Below are 22,832 nucleotides of genomic sequence, written 5' to 3'. Positions count from 1 at the left end.
TGGACAATTTGGTGAAGGCAGTTTTTTTTGATTTAGATGATACATTACTATGGGATCAGAAAAGTGTAAAAGAGGCTTTTGTGGCCACATGTGAAGTGGCTAAGGAGAAATATGATTTAAATGTCGACGAGTTTGAAGAAGCGGTTCGGAAGGAAGCGCGTGAGCTTTATTCTTCTTACGATACTTATGGATTTACACAAATGATCGGAATCAACCCATTTGAAGGACTGTGGGGAAATTTTCAGGATGATCATGATGAATTCCGGAAGATGGCCGTGATTGCACCAAATTATCGGAAAGAAGCATGGACGAGAGGCTTGAAGGCATTAGGGATCGATGACCCGGCATTTGGGCTCGAACTGGCAGAACGTTTCCCTGCAGAGAGACGTAAAAAGCCATTTATTTATGAAGAATCATTCCGTGTGTTAGATGAATTAAAAGGGAAGTACAAAATGCTATTGTTGACAAACGGTTCTCCTGAACTCCAAAATACTAAACTTGAAATTACACCTGAACTAGTTCCTTATTTCGATCAAATCGTCATTTCTGGAGCTTTTGGACGAGGTAAACCGGATGCCTCCATTTTTGAGCATGCTTTGGAGATCATGGAGCTTGATAAGGATGAAGTATTGATGGTCGGCGATAATTTAATGACGGATATCCTTGGAGCATCACGGGTAGGTATAAAGTCGGTTTGGATAAATCGCCATGATAAGGAACGGAATGAAGTGCTTCCAACCTATGAAATCAAGCATTTAGAGGAGCTTTTCCCAATCCTTGAGAGCCTGGAAAATTAATTGGTGATCCTTCTCCAAGTAACGAATTTGGAGAGGATGACCTAAAGTATTAGGACTTTCAAATTATATACAGAATGAAAAGGGTGATATATAGTTACCCTGTAATCAATTAAATTATTCAGACTAGGGGTGTCCAATAACAGTTGGGCTGAGAGAGAAGCGCTTATGCTTCTTAACCCTCAGGACCTGATCTGGTTCATACCAGCGTGGGGAAGTTAGAATCTACTAAACAATGACATTTCATTTGGTCATTGCTGTAGTCATACTAACGTTAGCCGGGTCTTAAATATGAGATCCGGTTTTTTCGTGCGAAATGGATTGGATTTTGTTCTTTTTAAATGAACTTAAAAAGGAGAAATGAAATCATGATGAGTAATTCAGTAAATGACATGAACGTTTCAATTATGTCCAGTTTTGCCGGGAGTAAAAAAGTGTATGTTGAGGGATCTAGACCTGATATTAAAGTGCCTATGCGTGAAATTAAGCTAAGTCCCACTACAGGTGCATTCGGCGAAGAGGAGAATCCGCCTTTGCGGGTTTATGACACAAGCGGTTCATATACGGATTCAGAATATCCCATTGATATTCATAAAGGCCTTGCCCCGATTAGACGCAATTGGGTCTTGGAACGTGAAGACGTTGAGGAGTATGAAGGACGTGAAATAAAACCCGAAGATAATGGATATAAAAAAGTGGAGTCACAATCCAAAGCTGAAATTTTTCCGGGATTGAAAAGAAAGCCATTGCGCGCAATGAAAGGGAAAAACGTAACCCAGCTTCATTATGCCCGTAAAGGTATCATCACCCCAGAAATGGAGTTCATTTCAATCAGGGAAAATGTTGCCCCTGAGTTTGTAAGAGAAGAGGTAGCTAGCGGCAGGGCGATCATTCCGGCAAATATTAACCATCCTGAAAGTGAGCCAATGATCATCGGACGTAATTTTCATGTGAAAATAAATGCGAATATAGGAAACTCAGCTGTTAGTTCATCGATCGAAGATGAAGTGGAGAAAATGACTTGGGCTACACGTTGGGGAGCCGACAACATAATGGATTTATCCACCGGAAAGAATATTCACACGACCCGGGAATGGATTATCAGGAATTCACCAGTGCCAGTTGGGACGGTTCCGATATATCAAGCATTGGAAAAAGTGAATGGAGTCGCGGAAGATTTAAATTGGGAAGTTTTTCGGGATACATTAATCGAGCAGGCCGAGCAAGGTGTCGATTACTTCACCATACACGCTGGTGTGCTTTTGCGGTACATCCCTTTAACTGCAAAGCGAGTTACGGGTATTGTTTCACGAGGGGGCTCCATCATGGCACAATGGTGCTTGGCCCACCACCAAGAAAGCTTCCTCTATACTCACTTTGAAGAGATTTGTGAAATCATGAAGGCATATGATGTTTCATTTTCATTAGGTGACGGCCTCCGTCCTGGATCCATTGCAGATGCAAACGATGAGGCGCAATTTGCTGAATTGGAAACACTGGGGGAACTGACGAAGATTGCTTGGAAGCACGATGTTCAAGTCATGGTGGAAGGACCCGGTCACGTACCGATGCATTTGATTAAAGAAAATATGGATAAGCAGCTGGAAGTCTGTCAAGAAGCTCCATTCTATACCTTAGGACCTTTAACAACGGATATAGCTCCTGGATACGATCATATTACTTCTGCGATTGGTGCTGCAATGATTGGATGGTTTGGAACTGCCATGCTATGTTATGTGACACCGAAAGAGCATTTGGGACTTCCGAATAAAGAGGATGTTCGAGTAGGGGTCATTACTTATAAAATTGCAGCCCACGCAGCTGACCTTGCAAAGGGCCATAAGGATGCACAAAAACGGGATGATGCCCTTTCGAAGGCTAGATTCGAATTTCGTTGGAGAGATCAGTTCAATCTTTCTCTCGACCCTGAAAGGGCGGTTGAATATCACGACGAAACTCTTCCGGCTGAAGGTGCCAAAACAGCCCATTTCTGTTCAATGTGCGGACCTAAATTCTGCAGTATGAGAATCTCCCAGGACATCCGTGATTTGGCAAAAGAAAAGGGCCTGGGTTTTGAGTCGGTAATCGATGAAGGGCTTAAAGAAAAAGCGAATGAATTTAGGAGAACGGACGGAGAAATCTATCAATGATTCCAACGAGAGGGAGAATTCGATGAATCGGGTAATCCAGATAAATGTTGAAATGAAACAGTTGGAAACTCAATTGGAACAGCTGAAAAGAGAGCTGAACATTTTTCGCGAGAATTGTAATCATGAATTTGTAAAAAATGAATATAGTCAACAATGTACAAAGTGCTACTTAATCGAAAGTCTGCAATGGTAGTGATTCCTTAATCGTCCTTTCGTTATCGGAATTAATCCCTTAATCATGTGAGGCATTCAATCATAAAGTCAACATGATTAAGGGATATTTCATTACAAACTTGTTTTATTAATATGAAGAGGGGGAGGGACCAGCCATCCTTTTTCCTTATTTAATCTTAGGAAATCAGCACCCAATACTGCTTTTTTTGCATGGAATTGAGCAAACATCACTGCGATATCTTCGCGGATGCATTGACCCATGATCTGGCTGCAAGCAACTAATCCTGCATTAATATCGATTGATACTGAAGCAGAGATTTCAGGATCTTGAAGACGTGCCCCAACGGGAATATCCTCTAAATTAGCTTTAGGCCTTTCAGGTGGTGATGGAGGCAGTCCTACGTTATTTTCTTTTAATAATAATTCAATTTGGTCATTTTCCTGTTTCCCTTGATTTATCACTTCTACAAGTAATTTATGCAGGTCCTTGTCACCAGTGTGATTGAGCATTGTTTGATGACATGCAATTAACCCTTTTGTTGTTGTTAGAAATGCCCATGTACCAAATACCTCTCCGTAATGCATAGGCTCTTCTTTTGGGTTTCCACTTAAAATTCCCATAACCATCCTCCTTGAACTATTTTACGCATTTAAGTTACCCTGTACTAATCCATGAATCCATGAGTTAATGTTTGGAAATGTTAGAGGGTAAATTAGCCTTTTATTCCTTGTAGCCATTCTTGATAACATTCATCACAGAGCATTTCATTTCTATCCGTGTCAGTAACTTGAAATGTTACGACATGGATTTTTTTTTCTTCCGTGTCATCAGTACAATAGAAGCATTTATGAGTCATTTGAAATCCTCCCATACATATAAAGTGTTTATAGTTTAGAACATCACGGCTTTTTGTATACAGACAACATGATGTAGGGCGGAAGAGTTTATTGAATAATCCTGTTGGTTTTTAACATACTAAGCTTGTTCACATCATTGATGAAACGAGGAGGGAAATAAAAATGCAAAATCAAAATCAAAATCAACAAGGTCAAGTACACCAGAACATGCAAACGGGTGCTATTCCCCCACAAATGAATCACGGTGGTCACGAAGTATTCGATGTACATGAAGTGTTGTCGGGAGCGATTGGAACTTTAAACACTTACATGCTTTTGCGTCAGCATGCTCAGGATCAGGAATTGATGGACATTCTGGATCGTCAATATCAGTTCATCCAAGATGAATATAATATTTCACTGGAGTGCTTCCAAACGGGCCAAGATCCTTCTAAACCAACCCAGAGCTACAAAATGAATCAAGGTAATGATTTTATATATGGATTGACACCAACCCAGCCAAAGAAACCTTTGCAATCCGTGTCGGAAATTACAGATGAGTGCATTGCAGGCTTGATGCTTGGAGCTGTTAAGTCTGCAGCATCCATGAAAGCGATGGCAGCGCTTGAAATAACGAATCCGGTGGTTCGCCGTGTGTTTGCAGATTCCGTTCCGAACTGCATTGAAATGGCATATGAGATTTCGTTATATCAAAACAAACATCATTACTACCAAGTTCCACAGCTTGCACAGCAGGATATGCAACAAATGATGAATTCATATGCACCCGCACAAGGAAATAACAACATAAGTCATTAAATGACATGGTTTTTGGATTCCTTTGTCAAACAGAAAGAAGGGGTAGGACAAATTGTCCTACCCCTTCTTTATCATTGTTTCATCTGATTTATTTCCTGAATGCATTCCTGGACGAGGGTTACAGCCTGACTCATGGTGGCTCCTCCGCCAAATGCTGCGGTCACGCCAATAGCTTCAAGAATTTCTTGTTCGGAACAGCCTTGATCAAGGCATCCTTTTGTATGATAGATAATACAGTATTCATCTTGTGAATATAAGCTTATTCCTAGTGCGATAAGCTGTTTTTCTTTCTTGGATAATTGCCCTTCTTTAAAGCACTCTTCCGTAAACGAATTGAATTTCTCAGCTAGATCAGGCATTTTATGCGTAAAGGCACCGATTCCAGCTTTATAATCACGAAGAGCATTTTCAGTAGAATTGTTAGCTTCAAATTCCATTTTCCATTCAGCTCCATCCTAAATTTTTTTCATCAAAAATTAGTATGAGCTAAACAATGAACGATTAAACAGAAACACAGGAGTTTACCGAAGTAATCATAGAACCTTCCTTCCTACAAGGCAAGTGATCCCTTAGGCCGGGTGGCTTTGAACCATTGATAGCATAGGATGCAGATAATTGTAACGTCGATGGCATCACCGGCATAATACATTAACATTCCTCCGTTTTCCGCTTGTTCCTTGGTGACTCCGCTTGGAGGATGGGCAAAAATATATTTAGAAAGGATATCATGGCCGGCCAGTGAAATTGTAAATACGATAGCTCGAAACATGAAGCTGAACCTGTGGGGCGCAGGGTCCATATAAATCATAGATGCAGTGAATAGATAACCCGCTATGAACACGTGAAAATGCACTAATACATGTAGAAGCGCACTCTGATGCATCAACCCATATAACCCAGTCGTATAAAGTATCCAGAGTCCCCCAATATTTAGCGCGGAAGCGATGGTTGGATTACTTAAAATGCGCAGCGGCCAACTTTTCAACAACTTTGAAAGGCGTCTTGCTGATTGTACATCAAGTGTTCGCAGTACAAGAGTAATGGGAGCAGCAAGCACGAGTAGGATGGGTGCAATCATTCCAAGCAGTAAATGACCAACCATATGCGCAGTGAAGTCCATATGCGCGCGATTGGCTATGGGGCCAATGATTGCAGAAGCTGCACAGATGATGCCAAGAATCCATAAGAACGTACGATATAAGGGCCATTTTTGATAGCGGCGGCTCGAAATTACGACAGCTGCAATATAGATCACTATAACAAGCGCGGTTAGAATCAATAAAATCGATTCAAAGAGAGCTCCATTATCATTTTGAATATGACCATTACTGTGCATAGCGGCCTTCTGCTTTCATTTTAAGTAAGCTGCGCCGTGTTCGAATGATAAGGGAAATGCCGATCAAAATCATGACAGTGGCTGCAATGTTCCAAATCAAGTCGTATGGGAGAATATCGACATTGTAACGGATCTGATGAAGACGCATGAGCTTGTGCTGGATGGTACCGTCATATAACTGAAAAGAACCTGCCCCTAGCAATACTCCCCCTGTCCACCTTTTCAGCCATAATCCCTTTCGGCGGCGAAGGTCAGCGAACATGAACAAAGACCCGACAGTCGCGAACCAGCTTAGAGCATGAAATAAACCATCCGAGACAAGCCCAATATTGGATGTGGACTTGTCATAGAAGTGATGCCAATGCAATAGCTGATGAAAGATGGTCTCATCGATGAATGCAACCAGTCCGATCCCGAATAGAAAACCTGACCATAGATTACGAGCGGAATAAGTATAGCGGATTTCTGAAATAGATTGGTCTTTTTGATTTCTGGGCTTGAAATCCATTTTCCTTCCACCTTTTAGTTTTCTTAGATACAATATTTTTTCCTTTATTTGGTTCTTTGTACTTTACCCAGTATTATAAGGTTATAGACAGGGGAAATGGACCTTTAATAACACTTTTTATTGAGACGGTCATGAATTTAGTTATTCCTAAGCTTTCAGTTCAGTAATCTTTTTTAACCACATAACAATTTTTTCTAATTCCTGATCGTTATAACTGAAATCATGTTTCAAGGATGGGCAAGCGGGTAAAAAAAACCGTATTATATAAAAAATCTACTGCAATAAAAGGAGGAGTTAATATGTTTCGTCATCAAAAAGAATTGCAATTTGAAGTTAAGGTAGATCGACCAGATCCGATGCTGGCCCGTCAAATCCAGGAAGTTTTAGGTGGACAGTTTGGGGAAATGACTGTCATGATGCAATATCTTTTTCAGGGTTTTAACTGTCGGGGAGAAGAAAAATATAAAGATATGCTGATGGATATTGGTACAGAGGAAATTGGACATGTAGAAATGCTTTGTACGCTCATTAGTCAATTGCTTGATGGCGCTTCTCCGGAAGATCAGGCAGAAGCCGCAAAAGACCCTGCCATAGCAGCGATCATGGGTGGAATCAATCCCCAGCATTTGCTCGTAAGCGGTCTAGGCGGACTGCCAACCAACTCGAATGGGGTTCCCTGGAACGGATCTTATATTGTAGCGAGCGGAAATTTATTAGCGGACATGCGGTCGAATCTGCATGCTGAAAGTCAAGGACGCCTTCAAGTGGCCCGTTTATATCATATGACAAAAGATGAAGGTGCCCGTGCTACGTTCCGTAAAATGTTAGCCCGTGACCGTTACCACCAATATCAATGGATGGCGGCCATTGCAGAACTTGAAGAGAAAAACGGCGTAGTCGTTCCTGCGTCATTCCCTCCTGAAGCGGAAATGGAATCTCAACCGGAAGCGTACGAATTCTGGAACTTGTCAGAAGGCAATGAATCAGGAGACGGCCTGTGGGCAACAGGAAGTGCCCCAGATGGAACAGGAGATTTTGTTTATGTAGCAGAACCAGTTGCAAAAGGGCAGATTCCTAACCAAAAGGTTCCGGCTGCAGAATTGCATCATGACCTTGATAGAAATCAATCGCTTAATAGATAAAGAGATAAAAACTCATCAAAAAAAGGTTGATGGACCTAAAGGGACATCGGCTTTTTTTATTCTACAAGGGTTACGGATTCATCGATGGACATATTTCATTATCTGTATATAGTTGCTCAAAACTTTAATATTTGCTTGTGAAATTTTTTGGAGTAGCATGGTTTCCAACTTCAAGACAATCCATATCAAAGGCGGTCTCTATTTATATAATAAGGAGTGGGATGGATGAAAGCTGTAGTAGTTAAAGAACCGTGTGGTGCAGAACAATTACTATTCAAAAAATTTTCTAAGCCCATGCCGGAAAAGGGAGGATTTTAATTAAGGTGAAAACCTCTGCAATAAATAGAAAAGATATTGTTTCACGAGAAGGAAAATCCGGTTATATGGCCAATCCTATATTAGGGATTGAAGTTTCTGGGAATGTGGGGGAAACAGGGGAAGGAGCAAATATAGAATTGGGTTATGCTGAATATGCTGTGATGCCAGCTGATAGAGCGATGAAGATCCCGGATAGCCTGTCAGTTGAGGAAGCGGCAGCGATCCCTGAAGTATTCTTGGCTGCGTACCAAACCTTGTTTTGGTTAGGTGAATTGACGTATCAAGAAATAGTATTGATTCATTCTGACGGAAGCGGTGTGGGCACTAACAGTATCAAACTGGCAAAAAAACTGACAAAAGCGAAAATCAACACTACAGCAGGTTCAAATGACAAATTGGATTTCTGTCACTCTCTAGGAGCGGATATCTGTATCAACTAGTAAGAAACAATCTTTCGATGAGGAAGTGCTGAAAGCTACAAATGATCAAGGAGTGGATGTCATTCTGGATTTCATCGGTGCTTCTTACTGGGAGAAAAACCTTAAAAGCGTGAGGACTGATGGAAGATGATACTGATAGGCATTCTAGGTGGAACTGTAGTCGAGAAGGTGAATTTGATGGAACCTCTCTTAAAACGAGTTCAATTAAAAGGGAATCTATTAACTCCCCGGAGTGATGAATATAAAAAAGAGTTAACGGAAGAATTCGCTTCAAAGGCCATGCCGTTGTTCTTCCAAAATGAAATCAGGGCAATCGTAGGTCATGTCTTCCCTTTTGAAGAAATAAAAAGGGTGCATGAACAAATGGAAGCCAAAAAGAACTTAGGTAAAATCATCTTACAGGTGAATACATGAAGAATGAGAGCTGCTTGGTGTGTGAATGGAGGAGGTTGCCAAAGAAAACAACATTATGGGCGAATGAAAGAAGGCCAAACTATAATGAATATCTACAGAGTCAGGATACTTTTCTTCGGTGTCGGACTTAAGGGGGAATCGTAATGAATGAACTGAATGCATTATTCAGGAAAAGAATTGGGCTTCAGGACGATGAGAAGCTGACATTTGATAAATTAGATGAAATTCTTGATAAGACAGCGAAAACCATTCCTTTTGAAAACTTATCAATCATGGCATCCCATTTGAGTGATATCAATAAAGAGAATATCATGAAGAAAGTCCTCGTGAGGAATGAGGGTGGATTATGCTATGAATTGAATACAGCCCTTTATTTTTTCCTGTTGGAAAATGACTTTGATGTATTCTTGGTTCGGGGTGTCATCTATAAACAAGGGTGGATGACCATAGGAAGGACACATGTCACCATTCTTTTGAAACATGAGGGCCAAATATATTTAATCGATACGGGATTTGGTGGGAACCTGCCTTTAAAACCAGTTCCGTTGAACGGAGAAACCGTCATTTCCCAAAATGGTGAATTCAGGATAAAAAAGGAAAATACCGACCATGGGAATCATATCCTTGAGTTAAAGCTGAAATATAAAGATCCCGATTGGAAAATCGGGTATGCATTCGATTCTTCAAAACCCGTAGAAAATGTAGTGGAACTAAATGAGATCCAAACGATCATCAGTGAAAATCCCCAATCGCCATTTAATAAGCATCCATTAATCACCCGTCTTACAAACGGTGGTAACATCACTTTAACTGATACATCCTTTACACAGTGGGACGATGGGAAAGTGACGAAAGAAGAAATAGATGGAACACGATTTAAAGAATTAATGAAACAACACTTCGATAGATAAGAGAAACGGTCTGAATATCAAAGGCGTGCTTGACAGTCTTTTTATGATTAGTATGTTCACTTTCGGGACTTCATTGATGTGAAAGGGAAAATCTAATTTTGCTGAAAGCAGGACAAGTGTCAGTCCTTGTTGAATTAGTAGTTGAAAAGAGGCTGATGAAAATGAGTAATGCAAAATATAAATTTTATTATGTGAACGGTGAGACAGAAGAGTTAGAGACGAATGAACAATATTCTGATGAAGCGAATAGTATCCTGAAATTGCAATTAATCCAAAATGCGACGTGGCTGCAAGCCGGTGGCAAACATATCAACTTGGCTAATGTAATTAGTATTGAATATACAGGAGAAAAAGGTAATCGTAAATCGGAGTCGATCAAGTTCAGACCTAATAAGTAAAAACATCCATTATGGATGTTTTTCCTATTTCAGATTCGGATTCAGAGGGGTGAAAAGGATATGGATAGGAAGAATCGGTTGGTTTTTACTAGATCAAATGCTGGTACTAAACGAAAATTTGATGAAGCGATCACCATTTTGGAATATAGCGTAATGCTAGTTGAATTCTTTGAATTAGAAGAATTCAACAATATAATTGCAGGTCAGTTAATGCTGATTTTATGTGAGACGAAAAATACTCGTATAAAACGGGAAAAGGTCACCATTGACCATTCCTTAATAAAGAAAATCAATCCTTACCCGAAATTGTATCCCATAAAAGATTCCATTCAAATAAGCAATGCTGATATTCCCGAAGACCTCTTCGATTACTCTAAACAGAGGATTGAGCTAAAGCTTTGGAGAAATCAAATTATCTATAAAACCATTATCGAAGGGAAGATCCATGAAATAAAAATCATTGATTTTATAAAGGAAACAGCTAATAAGATTGGTGGGGCGCAAGCTGAATCAAGTCTCCCTAATAATTCCATTATCCCGGATGGGCATACCAAAATCTTATTAAGGAGTATAGCGAAAGGGTTATTCAAATCCATCGGCAGGGATTATAAAGAGCAAACTTCTATGAACCTCTCACATATCATACAAAAAATCGAGGAATCAAAAGAGGGCTCGTGATTAATCCTACTGATGATGGAATTGTCCGGAGTCAGCCATTTAAGTTGTGCGTTTGCGGATAATTAAAACCCTAAGCAATTTAGCTTAATAAAATGAAAGACGATTTTTCTATTTGCGATAGAAAAGTTCGTCTTTTTTTCTTTCCTTTAATTTGCCACCTCATAAGATATGTAGGATTAACGCTATCAGTCACATTCATATAAGGGGAAGACTAATCATAAATTATGTCTGGCTCCATTCCTTTGATCTCGAGTGTTCTCCACAATTTCTGCATATTTAATTGGTAAGGTGGGTTTAACTCGAAAAGGAGGTTTTATCCATGATGAAAAAAAGAACAAAAATGCCAATCATTTTATCATTATTAACAGCCCTACTTTTAGCACTCGGCGCTTGTTCCAACAGCGGTGGTCAAAACAAAGATAATAAAGTAGAAAAGCAACATGGTGAAATGGAAATGAACCATTCTGGCTCAGGAGATGTTCCTAAAGGATTAAAAGCTGCAGAAAATCCAACCTATGAGGTTGGAAGTCAAGCAATTATCGAATCAGGTCATATGGAAGGCATGAAGGGGGCAAAAGCAACAATAGTTGGTGCCTATGATACGACTGCTTATGCAATTTCGTATACGCCTACAACTGGCGGAGAAAAAGTGAAAAATCATAAATGGATCATTCACGAGGAGATCAAAGATGCAGGTGAAAAAGCGTATGAACCTGGTGCGGAGGTTACAGTAAATGCCTCTCATATGAAAGGGATGAATGGGGCAGTCGCTGAAATTGAATCTGCTGAAAAAACGACTGTTTACATGGTTGATTTCACTCCGACTACAGGAGGAGAAAAAGTGAAGAATCATAAATGGGTAACGGAAAGTGAGTTATCAGCGTCTGAATGATCTAGCATCATATTTGCACTTGCTTTCAATTCAGAAGAAGAAAAAAGGAATGGCAAACAAATCCATTCCTTTTTTTGAATATGTGTTCTTGAAAAGTATTGTTTGGCAGGGATTGTGAATTTAGTATCTGTTAATATAGAATTATAAGTTCTTGAAAAATGGTGGTGTAGGTATGGTTACTGGATTAAATATTAGACCTTTTATGGAAAATGATTATACAGCACTGATCAACTATTCTTTACCTATAGAACAAGCACTCTATACTTCTTTACCTTTGAAAGTTATCGAAGACTTCAGGAAGGATAAATATAACCTCCCCATGGTCATATATTTAAATGAGGATTTGATTGGTTGTTTTGCCTTATATACGGATAAAGCGGGAAATCAGTTTACAAGTAATGAGAATGCCATTCTTCTTAAATCATTCTCCTTGGATTCACGCCATCAGAAAAAGGGGCTAGCTTTTAAGGCTTTAAAAGTTTTACCTGAAATGATCAAACTAAGTCATCCAGATAAAAATGAGATTATTCTAACGGTGCATCATTCGAATATTCCAGCGATAAATTTATATAAAAAAGCTGGATTTGTTGACAAAGGATACAGATTTAACGGGGAAGATGGGGAGGAATTTATTTTCCATTTTGCTCTGGATTAAGGGAGCTTTAGATAACTTCCGGTAGGTATCATTAACCTATTGTCATGAATAGGTTTGTTATGCTTCACATAAGTTCACCAAGCTATGTAAAGCCTCTCCCCCAACGAAGTGACATCAATAGCCGTCGGAAAAATCCATGTGGTTCATCAAACAACCAAAATTCCATAAATTTCTTCAGACGGTATATGGATAAAAGATGAAAGTTTCGTAGAGATATCATGAACATAAATCCCGCAATCTAGCAATATGTTTGTATGTTTTTTTAATAAAACCGGTATTTGTCTACTCTCACTTTGGCCAATAAACATCGTTTGATTTCTGACTGCCAAACCCCGAGTATAACCAAGGCATTTAAAAATATCTTCCTCATTTCTTTTTACTAGGAATTCACCTGAAACACAATAATAAATTTTATCAACATAATGAAGTACACTGTGAGGTTGAAGTAATTTATCATAACAAATCTTAACCACTTTTCTTTCCTGTAAAGAATATTCTAGAATCACACCTTTGGGGATTGTTTTATTAGGGAAATAACTTGTGAAAGAGAGCAAATTTTTCCTTGGAGGATTTGAGAACATTGATACATATAACTTATCATTTACGATATACAAATCGTTGACGTGGCAAACATCGTCATTTTCAGATGAAAATCTAATTTCATCCATTCTCTCCAAATTGTTTTCCAAATTATAAACACCAATTGAGTTAGTTTTGGTTTCAATAATATAAGCTTTATCATTGTCTATTGCTATACCATGTAAATCTAATTCTGTAGATAAAGCTTTATTCTTTATAACCTTTAAGTTTTCATCCAAAATAAAGATTCTATGAGAATTTGAAAGTACGACAAAAGAGCTGCCGTATTTTGTAATACCTGTGCACCAACATTTAAAACCTTTTTTATTTCATATTCTTGGTGTTTAAATTGGACTAAATAAAGAGCACCTTTATGATTGCAGCATGAAATTAATAATTTACAATCATCTATGGGTATCATGTAATGTCGCACCTCCTTTTTGGGACAATTCCTTTTCTTATAAAGTATGAATTTTTTTAAAAATGGTATAGACAAGCTATCGAGGATAATAGTGGATTTTTTTAATAGCACCATATATATAAATGTAGTTTGGAAAACATAATAGTGTGGTGTAAACCATTATTCTTTTTATATAAGTTTATAAATTTGTATTCGTTTTGAAATAGGCTTTATGCTCTACACTCCCAAGTTCTTTAGCATATTTAAAAAAATATTTGCATAAGTATCAGGGGCAAATGTTCTCCAATGTCATAATCTTAAGTAATTTCCTCATTGATAGCTTCAGAATACTGCCTACTGTAATCACAAAAAATACAATAGTTTATATGTATGAGGGACGATTCTGGTAAATGAATCGTTCTTCTTAATTTTTGCTGATTTACAATGTTTCCTTTACAAAAACATATAAAAGTTCACGAAAACTTTACTTTTATTTACAGATTTCTTATATTGATGTCAATATTCAGTAATACATGCTTGGTATAATCGATTAACGGTTTTAAAAAGAGAATGGAAAAGGGTCTTCTAAAAATCTTTCATTTGCAGATGAGTAAGCAGGCTGATTGAAGATGACTGACTAGTAGGAGTGAACAATAATGGAGCAATCTATAAATCTAAATGAGCTTACATTTAGTGAAAGAGATAGATATATAATCATTACGAATGCTTATCCACATGAAGAGCAGTTATATCGGAATGGGTTCATCCATCGAAGAGTCAAGGCTTATCTGGATGAGGGTTTGAAGGTTGATGTCTTTGTTTTGCATCCTGCCTATAAAAAAGCAGAAAAGTATACGTATGAAGATGTGCCAGTTTATCGAGGAACTGAACAGCATCTGCGCATTTTCTTAAATCATAAAGTACATAAAAAAGCACTCATTCATTTTGTTAATCCCAAAATGGTACAAGCGATAAAAGAAACAAGCTCGGAATTACCGATTATCACATGGATACATGGATTTGAAACCGAGGCATGGCATAGAAGATGGTTTAATTTTCTTGAAAGCCCTGAAAGTTTACGGAAGATACTTGAAATGTCGGACGACTATTATGTAGAACAGCTTACTTTTATGAATTGGTTTTATCAAACGAATGAATTGGATACTACCTTTGTTCATATTTCCAAATGGTTCAAAGAACATATAGCGGAATGTGACGCGAGAGCGGACTCGAAAAATTCTGTAATCATTCCCAATGTAATAGATGACAATCTGTTCGCCTTTGTAGAAAAACCAGTTGAAATGCGGACAAAAGTCCTTTCAATCAGGCCATACGCTTCACGAAAATATGCAAATGATTTATCGGTGAAAGCAGTGCTGGAACTATCAAAGAGACCATGCTTTGATAAGTTGGAATTTGCTTTTTATGGTGATGGAAAATTATTCGACCAAACCGTTGAGCCAATCCTGAATTTTGAGAATGTAACTATCCATAAAGGCTTCATATCTCAAGAGCGAATCGCTGCATTACATAAGGAGTATGGAATTTTCCTTTGCCCAACCCGTTTGGACTCTCAAGGTGTTTCAATGTGCGAGGCCATGTCCAGTGGGCTAGTGCCGATTTCAACAGATATCACGGCAATTCCGGAATTCGTTAAACACGACGTTTCTGGCCTTCTTACAAAACCTGAGTCCCCTATCGATATTGCGGATGCAATAGAGCGTTTATATTACAACTCGGACGTATTTTTAAGAGTGTCAAAACAAGCATCACGGTCGATTCGGGATAAATGCGCCGTAGATGTTGTTATTAAAAGAGAATTGGAGCTTATCCAAGGTTAATGGAGGGGGGGGTTTTCAATATGGACGAACGAAACGAGTATTGGAAAACTATGTATGAAGAACTTGAATTGCAAATGAAAGACATGATGTCGATGACATTGGAGCTCATAGAGAGCAATAACACGGAAAAACAAAACATTATTGAGAACGTTACAAAAGAAAATAATATGTTGCGAGCAGAATTAGAAAAAAGTAAGGGAGCCCAAAAAGAAAATATTAAACTTAACAAAGAGATACGGAGACTTAAGTTATTAGAACACAAATTCAACGTTACATATGCAGGGAAATTCACGTTAAAATATCTTGCACTTAAATCATCTATTAAAGAACAAATAAAAAAATAAAATTTTCATATCAAATTTCAGTCATTGGAGTGAAAACTTTGAATTCATATGAACTAGTGGAAAAAGGAAAATTGAAGGTACTTCTATTTGGCTTTATTGACATGAATTCAATGGATGGATCTGCAGTATTTTTATCTTCCTTAGCATCGACCATTGCGTTAGACTCTAACATCGAGGTTGATTTACTATTAGCAAGCCCGGTCAAACGCGATATCTTGATTCAACCTCTTGAGAAATTTGATAATATAACCATTCTAAATCCTTTTGTTGATCCTTTTTTTACTGCCACCGATGCTGAACGGGTAAAAAAAGGGGTCATTGATTTTGATATAGCTGAAATGCTCATTTCTCATTATTGGAGTCAAAAGGAATATGATTGGCTATTTGTTAGAAGTATTGAGACTGTTGAAAAAATAGTAAAGCATAAGCATATCATAAAGAATACATTAGTTTATGCTACAGGCTTGACTCATATAGGTCAGGATGTTAATGAAGAAAAATTTGGGAGCATTAAAAATATATATGATCAATGTGCGTATTTCTTATGTCAAACAGAGGAAATGTGCGAATTTGTAATTGAGATTCTTAATTTGAATAAAGACAAAAACAAGGTTTCCCTGCTTACCCCGATGATACCAAATGTTGAATCAGCAGGAGGGGAGACCCGTTTAAAACACAAACTTGTGTATACAGGCAAGTTCGACCCTGATTGGAAGACCATTCCTATCATTACTGCCTTTAAAGAATTAAAACGCGAGATTCCGAATCTTTCACTTGATATCGCAGGGGATAAATTCAAATGGGTTAAAGATGATTCACAGTTTAAGGAAGAAGCGGAATACCTGCTTAAAAATACAGAAGGGCTTACATGGTATGGGGCATTGACAAGGGAGAATGCCCAACAGTTAATTGTGAACGGTGATATTGGGATAACCTGGAGAAGTGAGGAAATGGACAGCAGTCTGGAACTGTCTACAAAGTTATTGGAGTATGGAATATTAAGAAAGGCTGTAATAATGAATCCAACAAAAATGCATATGAAGCTTTTTGGCGAAGATTACCCGTTATATGCTGTTACAGAGAAGGATTTCCGTAACGCAGTCAAATTAGCTTTATGCAATAAGGATATATATGAGTTTGCGGCAAAACGAATGTATCAAGTTAGCAGGCAGTTTTTGTTTTCGGAAGCATTAAAAAAATTGCAAGGGCTATTATGGAGTAGACGTATAACTGATTATGTGAATCAAAGCGGAAATGTGTATTTTTATATTGATGAAGATGACTTTGATAAACTGAATAAGCATGTACCATCAAATCAGATAAAAAAATTGCCGGCAGATTTTAATGTTGAGGAAGTTTTTACCTATATAGTGAAAAGCATACCTGAAGAAGTAAAACGAGGTGAAAAACTTTTTAAACTATCAGGGTATGGTCAAATCGTTTCAGCAGAAAAAGCAGGGTGTTTTACTTTCCTCCAAATCCATAGAAGTATTGGAAGCTTTGAACAAGATTTTCAAAATAACTTGCCATATCTAAAAACTATAGGATATGAAACCAATGGCACTCCTAAATTAAAACCAAAAGACATGGAAATTCCAATAAAAGACCGGATCATTGTTGAAAATAAAAACAATGATTTGAAAGTGAAAAATAAAGAATTTGTTAAACAAGTAAAGCAATTAAAAAAACTGAACGAAGCTCAACTTAAAAAAATTACCAAGTTAGAAAAACAAAACCTGGCACTTGGACGTAAATACGATTCACTTTCGAAATCGAAAATGGGTAAAATGACATTTAAGTATTGGGATTTAAGAAAAAGGCTTAACTTTTAAAAAGGGAAGCCTGCAACTGACTTAGTAGAAAAATGCTTCGTCATCCTTGTTGTTGATACGTCCAGAAAGCAATGCGTCCACGAGATTACCATTAATAATCAACCCTTTTCCATGCTAGTATTCTCTTTCCCTAAGAGAGAGATCACAGAGCTGCAAATCAAAGTAAGCAGCCGTACTGGTTCCGTAATGGGTGCCAGGATGTCATATTTGAGTACCAACAGTATTCACAAGACATAGCAGAGTTCTGTACGACGTTTTCACTAGACCGCCGCTTCGGTAATGTAGGTTCACCGAATATATCAACACCGATTGGTTATCCTACGTTTAATGATTACACGGCCCAAACATGAACTATATTTTGATGAAGGCCTAACTGAGAAGTTCAATTTTTCAACAGATATATTCCAACCGCTGCAAGCTGTATATGTAAAAACAATACTAAAGACAGCCGGGGATCAAGTACCTATCCTAAGAGAAATTGAGCTACCTTACCACCATGAAGAATTAATCGAATAAGAAAAAATGAGCAGCCCCATAAACTAAGGGCTGCTCATTTTATTTTTTATTTCGCAAATTGTTCTTTTAGATTTTCCATTTCTTTTGTCGTCAAGAATTGATGCTATGACTGGACAGAAACCAGTTGCTATATGGACTGGTGGAAAACTTTACAGAAGTTATGATCAGTATGGCAAGTATAGATTAGTAGACAAATTTGATACGGAGTGGACAGGTTCAGAGTTAAAAGTTGGTAAAAAAACATCTAAGACTTACAATAATAAAACTACGCATTTTTACCAAAGCCATCATAAAACTACGGTGGGATGGAATGGTGTTGGGACAAAGACTAATGAAGGAGTAACAAAAGAGGTATTAGTTAATAAAAAGACAGTACCCTATCCTGAGATCACAAATTTAGACAATAATACATCTATGTGGATTCCTACAAAAGCTAATATGCCGGTAGTACGGACAAAAAGAAAGAGTGGACTAAATGTTACATATAAAAAGTGGTATATTAAAGAATATGGAGATCCAAAATGGGATTGGTCGCAGATTCACGTACATCATGAAAAGCCATTAGAATATGGTGGAACAAATTCGATGTCCAACCTATTTGCTCTACCTAAAGACTTTCATATAAAAGAAGTTACTCCTTGGTGGAGAGCATATTAATTTGATTTGGAGGGATAAGTCATTTGAGCCATTTCGTACAAAACACGTTATCTGGACTTAAAAAATTATTGAACAACAACGACCAAATGAAAATAATATCATACGAAGGGGAAGTTAGAGATATAACTTGTTCTTTTAATTCCGAAGCTTGTACAGCTGAAATTGAAAAGTTTGAAAATGAAAATAGTATCAAACTTCCTGAAGACTACAAGGCGTTTCTAGCACTCCATAATGGAGCAAGAATATATGAGTCAATTGAAGAAGACGGTGAAAAACTAGGCGATGGTCTAGAAATATTTAGCTTGGACGAAATAAAAGAATATCAAGAAATTGAATATTTAAGTGAACATGGGATTCCAATTGCACATCTGTTAAATGATTGTTATCTCATACTGGATACAGAAAAACTAAAGAGTGGGGATCCAAATTACCTTAATATTTTGGAGTTTACAGACCTTTCATCTCTAAATCTTAATTTTGAAATATTTTTAGACCGCTACATTATTTCACAAGGTGAAGCGTTTTGGAGCTGGCCTATATACACAGCTGAAAACTACTATAGAACTAGGTAAACAAAAAAGAGCGATTGCTAATTAAATGCAGTCGCTCTTTTTAATATTATTTCGACTCGAATTCAAGTATCACTGTTTGTTTATGTTTGGTTTGTTTCGTAAATAAAAGAGTCTGCGGGATCATTTAGCTCAGAATCTTTTATAGATGTCTTTTCTTTAGATGCCTTTACGTTCGATTGAGAAGAACAACCAATTAAGATTAATCCAGCAAGTAAAATGACAGCATATTTTTTAATCATATTACAGCTCCTTATTCGTTTGTTAAAAGCATAGCATGGAAAGACATCACTTTTGTGTCACATTTTGAAAAAGAGGGGACAAATATTGAAATTCACTCTTTCAACATAATATGAATTTAGTTGAAAGAGTGATGCAGAAAAATAAAAACCAGAGAAATACCTGGCTTGATGGACAATATGGATACGGCCAGCATCAAAAATCTCAATACTTTGATAGCTACCAGGTAATTTAATGCATCACTCATTTCGCATTTTTTTATTAATTCTTTCTGACCATTCATATACACATCACGGTCTAAAATTAAATTATAGAAATAAACAATTTCAGCTTCGCCAAGAACTTGTCAGGGAATGTCCAAATTGACCCATTATCCTTCGTTGGTGTTATAATATTCTGAAAAAGGGGGAGGTAAAATGGAGGAGAAAGTGTTAAAAGCGATTCAAGATGATTACCCAGATGCATTTGCATGGTGTTATGGATGTGGTCGGTTAAATAAAGATGGTCATCATTTTCGAACGGGTTGGCAAGGCGAGCAAACAAGGACAATTTATACACCACGTCCAGAGCATATCGCAATTCCAGGCTTTGTTTATGGCGGCTTGATTGCATCGTTAATTGATTGTCATGGAACAGGTTCAGCTGCTATTGCATTGCATCGTAAAAATGGTCATGAAGCTGGAGATGGAGTGGAGCCTCCTAGGTTTGTGACAGCTTCACTGAAAGTGGAGTTCGTAAAGCCAACTCCCAATGATGTACCATTAATGGCCATTGGGACAATTCATGAGATTCATCCTAAGAAATGGAGAATCGAAACAGAGGTTTTTGCCATCGATAAACTTTGCGCCCGTGGAGAAGTTATCGCTGTTGTGATGCCAAGCACTTTTACAAGCAAAGAGTGATCGAACTCTTGGAAAAGGTCATTAAACGCATTCAAAAGGGAATTAAGATTTTGCAAAGGGACCGTCCAACTAGTTGGACGGTTATTTAGTGTATCTGAGTATCCATTTCAAGCATATCCATAACCATGAATGGAATCAGAAGTGCAGGAAAAGATGGAGCGCTTTAAGGATAAGAAAAGACCATGATTTGTTGGCAGGAAAGAAGAAAGCAGCATGTCTTCCAGGTAATCAGTTTGTGCGATTTTCCTACTTAGTGATTTTCAACTTGGATGAGTTAAGCTGATCCGGGGCATCTTTCAACGGAATTGATAAAAGAAGAAATTGAGAGGACACAATGGATTGTTCAATTAGATTAAATGTTTATTTACTAAAGAGACACCGCTTCCTGCTGTATCGGTGTCTCTTTATATTTTATCAATTTTGGATCATTAGCATTTCATCATAGATTAAGTTTTGTCTAAGCTCAGTTGCTGTTTGTGTGGATATTTGCTCCTCTTCAACCATTTGCTGAATGATATCACGTTCTATTTGCATCGCATTCAATTGAAAATGACTCACCATCTCTTCGAAGCAATGTGCTTCTTTTTCACTTAATGTTCCGAATGGATTCAAATAACGATTATATCTTTGAATGACAAGCATTACTTCATGACGGTTTTCTGGTGTAGTTTGTTGTTTGATTAATGAAATAGCTTCCTTTGAAGCTTCTTTTTGTGCTTTACGGAACTCCCGGATCAGGTCAGCATTTTTATCGATGGAGTCCTCCAATTTCGCTTTCCATTTCTTATCCCATTTGACATTGATCTTTTTCTTGAAAAGGATTGCCTGCAAATTAATCCAAGCTCTTTGCAGCGATGATTTTTGCATATAATTTAACGTTCTTGAAATATACACTTTATAAAGCTCAAAGGCTGTTTCAGATATAATCCCTTTTTCGACTAATCCAGAAACGACTTCCAATTCCTCATTGGCCCCTAGCTCCACTAATTCCAGTATGGTCCGATTATCCGGTCTATTTGTTATTCCCCGCTCCAAATCTATCAGTTGCTCATTTAAATCCTCCATCACTTGATGGACAGCTTTCTGATTATCGATGGTTGCTTCCTTGCTCAGCTGATTGATCGTTTTATTTAAAACAATCTTATAAGCCTCCTCAGGGGTTAGGCGTTCATCTTTGAATTCAATCGGTGTCTTCACCAGTAATGGCAAGAGAACCGTAGCCAATATGACGCTTAACAAAATAACGCACGCTGCGATAAACAAGACAGTATTACGCATCGGGAATAAAGTGTCATCCGATATAAAATATGGTATGGATAAAGCGGTAGCCAATGTAATGGTTCCATGAATGCCGCTAACGGATGTCAAGAAGGCAAATCGTGATCTTGAAACATTTTCCTCATCGGTGTCATGGCTATCTTCTGGATGAACCCTTGACATGATGAATTGCTCTAATGGATTCACTCTGTTTTTCGTAAAAGTATCATGCAGAATGTATACCCAAATAAAACGGATCACCAATAATAAAAGAACGATCAAAACACTTATCCCAAAAAGATTACCCCTATTTAAGCCGGGCTCAATTTCCAGATAAACAATCGGCACCATGAAGCCTAACAAGGCAAATACAAGTCCATTCAAAACATAACCTAATACAGACCATGTATTAGTTGATACAATTTGCAATTTAGTTGTGGAACTCTGAAGGCGGTCCCGCTCGATGCCATGAATTACACCTGCAGCAACCACTGCCAAGATGCCGGATACATGGAATTCTTCAGCTACCATATATATGGCAAAAGGCGTAATCAGTTCAATAACAATGGACATGGAGATTTCTTCAAGTCCATGAACCCGTAAAAATAATCGTAATTTAACGATTAAATAGCCCAAAAGGAAACCTATAATGATTCCGCCTAAAGCCACAAATATAAAATGAAGCGAAGCATCTTTTATAGAAAATACTCCAGTTAAGGCAGCTGCCAAGGCAACTTTAAAAGCAACGATTCCGGCAGCATCATTGAAAAGTGATTCACCTTCAAGGATGGGCATCATATTTCCGGGCAATTTCAATCCTTTTGTAATCGATTGTACGGCTACAGCATCTGTAGGGGTAATTGTGGCTGCTAAAGCAAAAGCGACAGCAATCGGCATATCCGATATTAACCAGTGGATGAAAAAACCTCCTGCAAAAACGGTCACGAATACTAACCCAAAGGCCAATAACAGAATAGGCTTACGCAATTCAAGCATTTCTTTACGGGACGTATTTTTTCCTTCTGTAAAGAGCAGCGGAGCAATGACACAGATCATGAATAATTCTGAATGAAAATCCAACGATAATTGAAATGGCAATAATGAAAGCACTGCTCCCATGACTATCTGATATATTGGAAGCGGAATACGAGGCCATATGGCATTCAAGATGGTTGCAATTATTGTGGCAACCAATAATCCGAGCAAAGCGATTAAGAATGACATAGAAT

The 22,832-nt window shown here is 37.9% G+C and carries 26 protein-coding genes and 1 riboswitch; of the genes, 18 read left to right on the top strand and 8 right to left on the bottom strand.

Annotated features, from left to right (window positions below):
• Window positions 1–8: 8 nt before the first annotated feature.
• From SB775_RS09190 to SB775_RS09180, 3 genes are all read left to right on the top strand, one after another.
• Window positions 9–797 (top strand): HAD family hydrolase, encoded by a 789-nt coding sequence (locus SB775_RS09190; protein WP_089363508.1) that lies wholly within the window; start codon window positions 9–11, stop codon window positions 795–797.
• A gap of 115 nt (window positions 798–912) precedes the next feature.
• A riboswitch (TPP riboswitch) is annotated at window positions 913–1,027 on the top strand.
• 135 nt (window positions 1,028–1,162) lie between these two features.
• Window positions 1,163–2,944, top strand: a complete 1,782-nt coding sequence (gene thiC / locus SB775_RS09185) for a phosphomethylpyrimidine synthase ThiC (RefSeq protein WP_410861389.1) — start codon at window positions 1,163–1,165, stop codon at window positions 2,942–2,944.
• Window positions 2,945–2,966: 22 nt separating this feature from the next.
• The gene (locus tag SB775_RS09180; protein WP_410861387.1) at window positions 2,967–3,137 is read left to right on the top strand and encodes a hypothetical protein; all 171 of its coding nucleotides are present in this window, start codon (window positions 2,967–2,969) and stop codon (window positions 3,135–3,137) included.
• 92 nt (window positions 3,138–3,229) lie between these two features.
• Here the strand turns inward: SB775_RS09180 and SB775_RS09175 are convergent, their stop codons facing one another.
• Together SB775_RS09175 and SB775_RS09170 are read right to left on the bottom strand one after the other, a co-directional pair.
• A complete protein-coding gene (locus SB775_RS09175; RefSeq protein WP_410861385.1) occupies window positions 3,230–3,739 on the bottom strand; it encodes a DUF3231 family protein in 510 nt (169 codons plus the stop codon).
• Between the two features lie 92 nt (window positions 3,740–3,831).
• The gene (locus SB775_RS09170; protein WP_167555965.1) at window positions 3,832–3,975 is read right to left on the bottom strand and encodes a hypothetical protein; all 144 of its coding nucleotides are present in this window, start codon (window positions 3,973–3,975) and stop codon (window positions 3,832–3,834) included.
• A gap of 163 nt (window positions 3,976–4,138) precedes the next feature.
• Here SB775_RS09170 and SB775_RS09165 point away from each other — a divergent pair, with 163 nt between their 5' ends.
• Window positions 4,139–4,774 (top strand): spore coat protein, encoded by a 636-nt coding sequence (locus SB775_RS09165; protein WP_410861383.1) that lies wholly within the window; start codon window positions 4,139–4,141, stop codon window positions 4,772–4,774.
• 71 nt (window positions 4,775–4,845) lie between these two features.
• On the opposite strand, the gene SB775_RS09160 is transcribed toward SB775_RS09165, so the two are convergent.
• The 3 genes from SB775_RS09160 to SB775_RS09150 form a co-directional block, all read right to left on the bottom strand.
• Entirely contained in the window at window positions 4,846–5,211 is a 366-nt protein-coding gene (locus tag SB775_RS09160) for a carboxymuconolactone decarboxylase family protein (protein WP_061461776.1), read from the bottom strand.
• A 113-nt stretch (window positions 5,212–5,324) separates the two neighbouring features.
• On the bottom strand, window positions 5,325–6,110 hold the full coding sequence (locus SB775_RS09155; RefSeq protein WP_410861381.1) for a cytochrome c oxidase assembly protein: 786 nt from the start codon (window positions 6,108–6,110) through the stop codon (window positions 5,325–5,327).
• Window positions 6,100–6,618, bottom strand: a complete 519-nt coding sequence (locus SB775_RS09150) for a DUF2243 domain-containing protein (protein WP_410861379.1) — start codon at window positions 6,616–6,618, stop codon at window positions 6,100–6,102. Before SB775_RS09150 ends, SB775_RS09155 begins: the two co-directional genes overlap by 11 nt.
• Window positions 6,619–6,917: 299 nt before the next feature.
• Here SB775_RS09150 and SB775_RS09145 point away from each other — a divergent pair, with 299 nt between their 5' ends.
• From SB775_RS09145 to SB775_RS09110, 8 genes are all read left to right on the top strand, one after another.
• On the top strand, window positions 6,918–7,760 hold the full coding sequence (locus tag SB775_RS09145; protein ID WP_410861378.1) for a manganese catalase: 843 nt from the start codon (window positions 6,918–6,920) through the stop codon (window positions 7,758–7,760).
• Between the two features lie 323 nt (window positions 7,761–8,083).
• A complete protein-coding gene (locus SB775_RS09140) occupies window positions 8,084–8,518 on the top strand; it encodes an MDR/zinc-dependent alcohol dehydrogenase-like family protein (RefSeq protein WP_410861376.1) in 435 nt (144 codons plus the stop codon).
• Window positions 8,519–8,644: 126 nt separating this feature from the next.
• Window positions 8,645–8,932 carry a zinc-binding dehydrogenase gene (locus tag SB775_RS09135; RefSeq protein WP_410861374.1) on the top strand — a complete coding sequence of 96 codons (288 nt, stop codon included), beginning with the start codon at window positions 8,645–8,647 and terminating at the stop codon, window positions 8,930–8,932.
• A 143-nt stretch (window positions 8,933–9,075) separates the two neighbouring features.
• Window positions 9,076–9,843, top strand: coding sequence for an arylamine N-acetyltransferase family protein (locus SB775_RS09130; RefSeq protein WP_410861372.1), 768 nt, complete (start codon window positions 9,076–9,078; stop codon window positions 9,841–9,843).
• Window positions 9,844–9,941: 98 nt separating this feature from the next.
• The gene (locus SB775_RS09125; RefSeq protein WP_410861370.1) at window positions 9,942–10,241 is read left to right on the top strand and encodes a hypothetical protein; all 300 of its coding nucleotides are present in this window, start codon (window positions 9,942–9,944) and stop codon (window positions 10,239–10,241) included.
• A 60-nt stretch (window positions 10,242–10,301) separates the two neighbouring features.
• On the top strand, window positions 10,302–10,919 hold the full coding sequence (locus tag SB775_RS09120; RefSeq protein WP_089363515.1) for a hypothetical protein: 618 nt from the start codon (window positions 10,302–10,304) through the stop codon (window positions 10,917–10,919).
• Window positions 10,920–11,241: 322 nt separating this feature from the next.
• Window positions 11,242–11,811: a YdhK family protein gene (locus SB775_RS09115; RefSeq protein WP_410861431.1), complete on the top strand. Its 570-nt coding sequence runs from the start codon at window positions 11,242–11,244 to the stop codon at window positions 11,809–11,811.
• Between the two features lie 151 nt (window positions 11,812–11,962).
• Window positions 11,963–12,466, top strand: coding sequence for a GNAT family N-acetyltransferase (locus tag SB775_RS09110; protein WP_410861368.1), 504 nt, complete (start codon window positions 11,963–11,965; stop codon window positions 12,464–12,466).
• Between the two features lie 146 nt (window positions 12,467–12,612).
• Here the strand turns inward: SB775_RS09110 and SB775_RS09105 are convergent, their stop codons facing one another.
• Window positions 12,613–13,284, bottom strand: coding sequence for a DUF4915 domain-containing protein (locus SB775_RS09105; protein ID WP_410861366.1), 672 nt, complete (start codon window positions 13,282–13,284; stop codon window positions 12,613–12,615).
• Window positions 13,285–14,101: 817 nt separating this feature from the next.
• Between SB775_RS09105 and SB775_RS09100 the strand changes: the two genes are divergently transcribed.
• The 5 genes from SB775_RS09100 to SB775_RS09080 all read left to right on the top strand — a co-directional run bounded on the left by SB775_RS09100 (window position 14,102) and on the right by SB775_RS09080 (window position 19,207).
• Window positions 14,102–15,286 (top strand): glycosyltransferase family 4 protein, encoded by a 1,185-nt coding sequence (locus tag SB775_RS09100; protein WP_410861364.1) that lies wholly within the window; start codon window positions 14,102–14,104, stop codon window positions 15,284–15,286.
• Window positions 15,287–15,306: 20 nt separating this feature from the next.
• Window positions 15,307–15,630, top strand: coding sequence for a hypothetical protein (locus SB775_RS09095; RefSeq protein ID WP_410861362.1), 324 nt, complete (start codon window positions 15,307–15,309; stop codon window positions 15,628–15,630).
• Between the two features lie 38 nt (window positions 15,631–15,668).
• Window positions 15,669–17,462: a glycosyltransferase family protein gene (locus tag SB775_RS09090; protein WP_410861360.1), complete on the top strand. Its 1,794-nt coding sequence runs from the start codon at window positions 15,669–15,671 to the stop codon at window positions 17,460–17,462.
• 621 nt (window positions 17,463–18,083) lie between these two features.
• Window positions 18,084–18,635: an HNH endonuclease signature motif containing protein gene (locus SB775_RS09085; RefSeq protein ID WP_410861358.1), complete on the top strand. Its 552-nt coding sequence runs from the start codon at window positions 18,084–18,086 to the stop codon at window positions 18,633–18,635.
• A gap of 23 nt (window positions 18,636–18,658) precedes the next feature.
• Complete coding sequence (locus SB775_RS09080; protein ID WP_410861356.1) at window positions 18,659–19,207, top strand: SMI1/KNR4 family protein; 549 nt, start codon at window positions 18,659–18,661, stop codon at window positions 19,205–19,207.
• 80 nt (window positions 19,208–19,287) lie between these two features.
• Here the strand turns inward: SB775_RS09080 and SB775_RS09075 are convergent, their stop codons facing one another.
• On the bottom strand, window positions 19,288–19,446 hold the full coding sequence (locus tag SB775_RS09075) for a hypothetical protein (protein ID WP_410861354.1): 159 nt from the start codon (window positions 19,444–19,446) through the stop codon (window positions 19,288–19,290).
• Between the two features lie 414 nt (window positions 19,447–19,860).
• Between SB775_RS09075 and SB775_RS09070 the strand changes: the two genes are divergently transcribed.
• Window positions 19,861–20,346: a PaaI family thioesterase gene (locus SB775_RS09070; protein WP_410861352.1), complete on the top strand. Its 486-nt coding sequence runs from the start codon at window positions 19,861–19,863 to the stop codon at window positions 20,344–20,346.
• A gap of 414 nt (window positions 20,347–20,760) precedes the next feature.
• Here the strand turns inward: SB775_RS09070 and SB775_RS09065 are convergent, their stop codons facing one another.
• The gene (locus SB775_RS09065) at window positions 20,761–22,827 is read right to left on the bottom strand and encodes a Na+/H+ antiporter (protein ID WP_410861350.1); all 2,067 of its coding nucleotides are present in this window, start codon (window positions 22,825–22,827) and stop codon (window positions 20,761–20,763) included.
• Window positions 22,828–22,832: the final 5 nt, after the last annotated feature.

Source organism: Peribacillus sp. SIMBA_075, assembly GCF_046534585.1.
Note: the sequence above shows the minus strand (reverse complement) of the source record. Positions and strands in the feature narration are given on the sequence as shown.

Coding starts and splice junctions, on each gene's coding strand:
- SB775_RS09065 (WP_410861350.1), bottom strand. CDS start 22,827: ATGTCATTCTTAATCGCTTTGCTCGGATTATTGGTTGCCACAATAATT.
- SB775_RS09150 (WP_410861379.1), bottom strand. CDS start 6,618: ATGGATTTCAAGCCCAGAAATCAAAAAGACCAATCTATTTCAGAAATC.
- SB775_RS09070 (WP_410861352.1), top strand. CDS start 19,861: ATGGAGGAGAAAGTGTTAAAAGCGATTCAAGATGATTACCCAGATGCA.
- SB775_RS09180 (WP_410861387.1), top strand. CDS start 2,967: ATGAATCGGGTAATCCAGATAAATGTTGAAATGAAACAGTTGGAAACT.
- SB775_RS09095 (WP_410861362.1), top strand. CDS start 15,307: ATGGACGAACGAAACGAGTATTGGAAAACTATGTATGAAGAACTTGAA.
- SB775_RS09170 (WP_167555965.1), bottom strand. CDS start 3,975: ATGACTCATAAATGCTTCTATTGTACTGATGACACGGAAGAAAAAAAA.
- SB775_RS09175 (WP_410861385.1), bottom strand. CDS start 3,739: ATGGGAATTTTAAGTGGAAACCCAAAAGAAGAGCCTATGCATTACGGA.
- SB775_RS09115 (WP_410861431.1), top strand. CDS start 11,242: ATGAAAAAAAGAACAAAAATGCCAATCATTTTATCATTATTAACAGCC.
- SB775_RS09130 (WP_410861372.1), top strand. CDS start 9,076: ATGAATGAACTGAATGCATTATTCAGGAAAAGAATTGGGCTTCAGGAC.
- SB775_RS09160 (WP_061461776.1), bottom strand. CDS start 5,211: ATGGAATTTGAAGCTAACAATTCTACTGAAAATGCTCTTCGTGATTAT.
- SB775_RS09135 (WP_410861374.1), top strand. CDS start 8,645: ATGATACTGATAGGCATTCTAGGTGGAACTGTAGTCGAGAAGGTGAAT.
- SB775_RS09120 (WP_089363515.1), top strand. CDS start 10,302: ATGGATAGGAAGAATCGGTTGGTTTTTACTAGATCAAATGCTGGTACT.
- SB775_RS09145 (WP_410861378.1), top strand. CDS start 6,918: ATGTTTCGTCATCAAAAAGAATTGCAATTTGAAGTTAAGGTAGATCGA.
- SB775_RS09155 (WP_410861381.1), bottom strand. CDS start 6,110: ATGCACAGTAATGGTCATATTCAAAATGATAATGGAGCTCTCTTTGAA.
- SB775_RS09165 (WP_410861383.1), top strand. CDS start 4,139: ATGCAAAATCAAAATCAAAATCAACAAGGTCAAGTACACCAGAACATG.
- SB775_RS09075 (WP_410861354.1), bottom strand. CDS start 19,446: ATGATTAAAAAATATGCTGTCATTTTACTTGCTGGATTAATCTTAATT.
- SB775_RS09100 (WP_410861364.1), top strand. CDS start 14,102: ATGGAGCAATCTATAAATCTAAATGAGCTTACATTTAGTGAAAGAGAT.
- thiC (WP_410861389.1), top strand. CDS start 1,163: ATGATGAGTAATTCAGTAAATGACATGAACGTTTCAATTATGTCCAGT.
- SB775_RS09085 (WP_410861358.1), top strand. CDS start 18,084: ATGACTGGACAGAAACCAGTTGCTATATGGACTGGTGGAAAACTTTAC.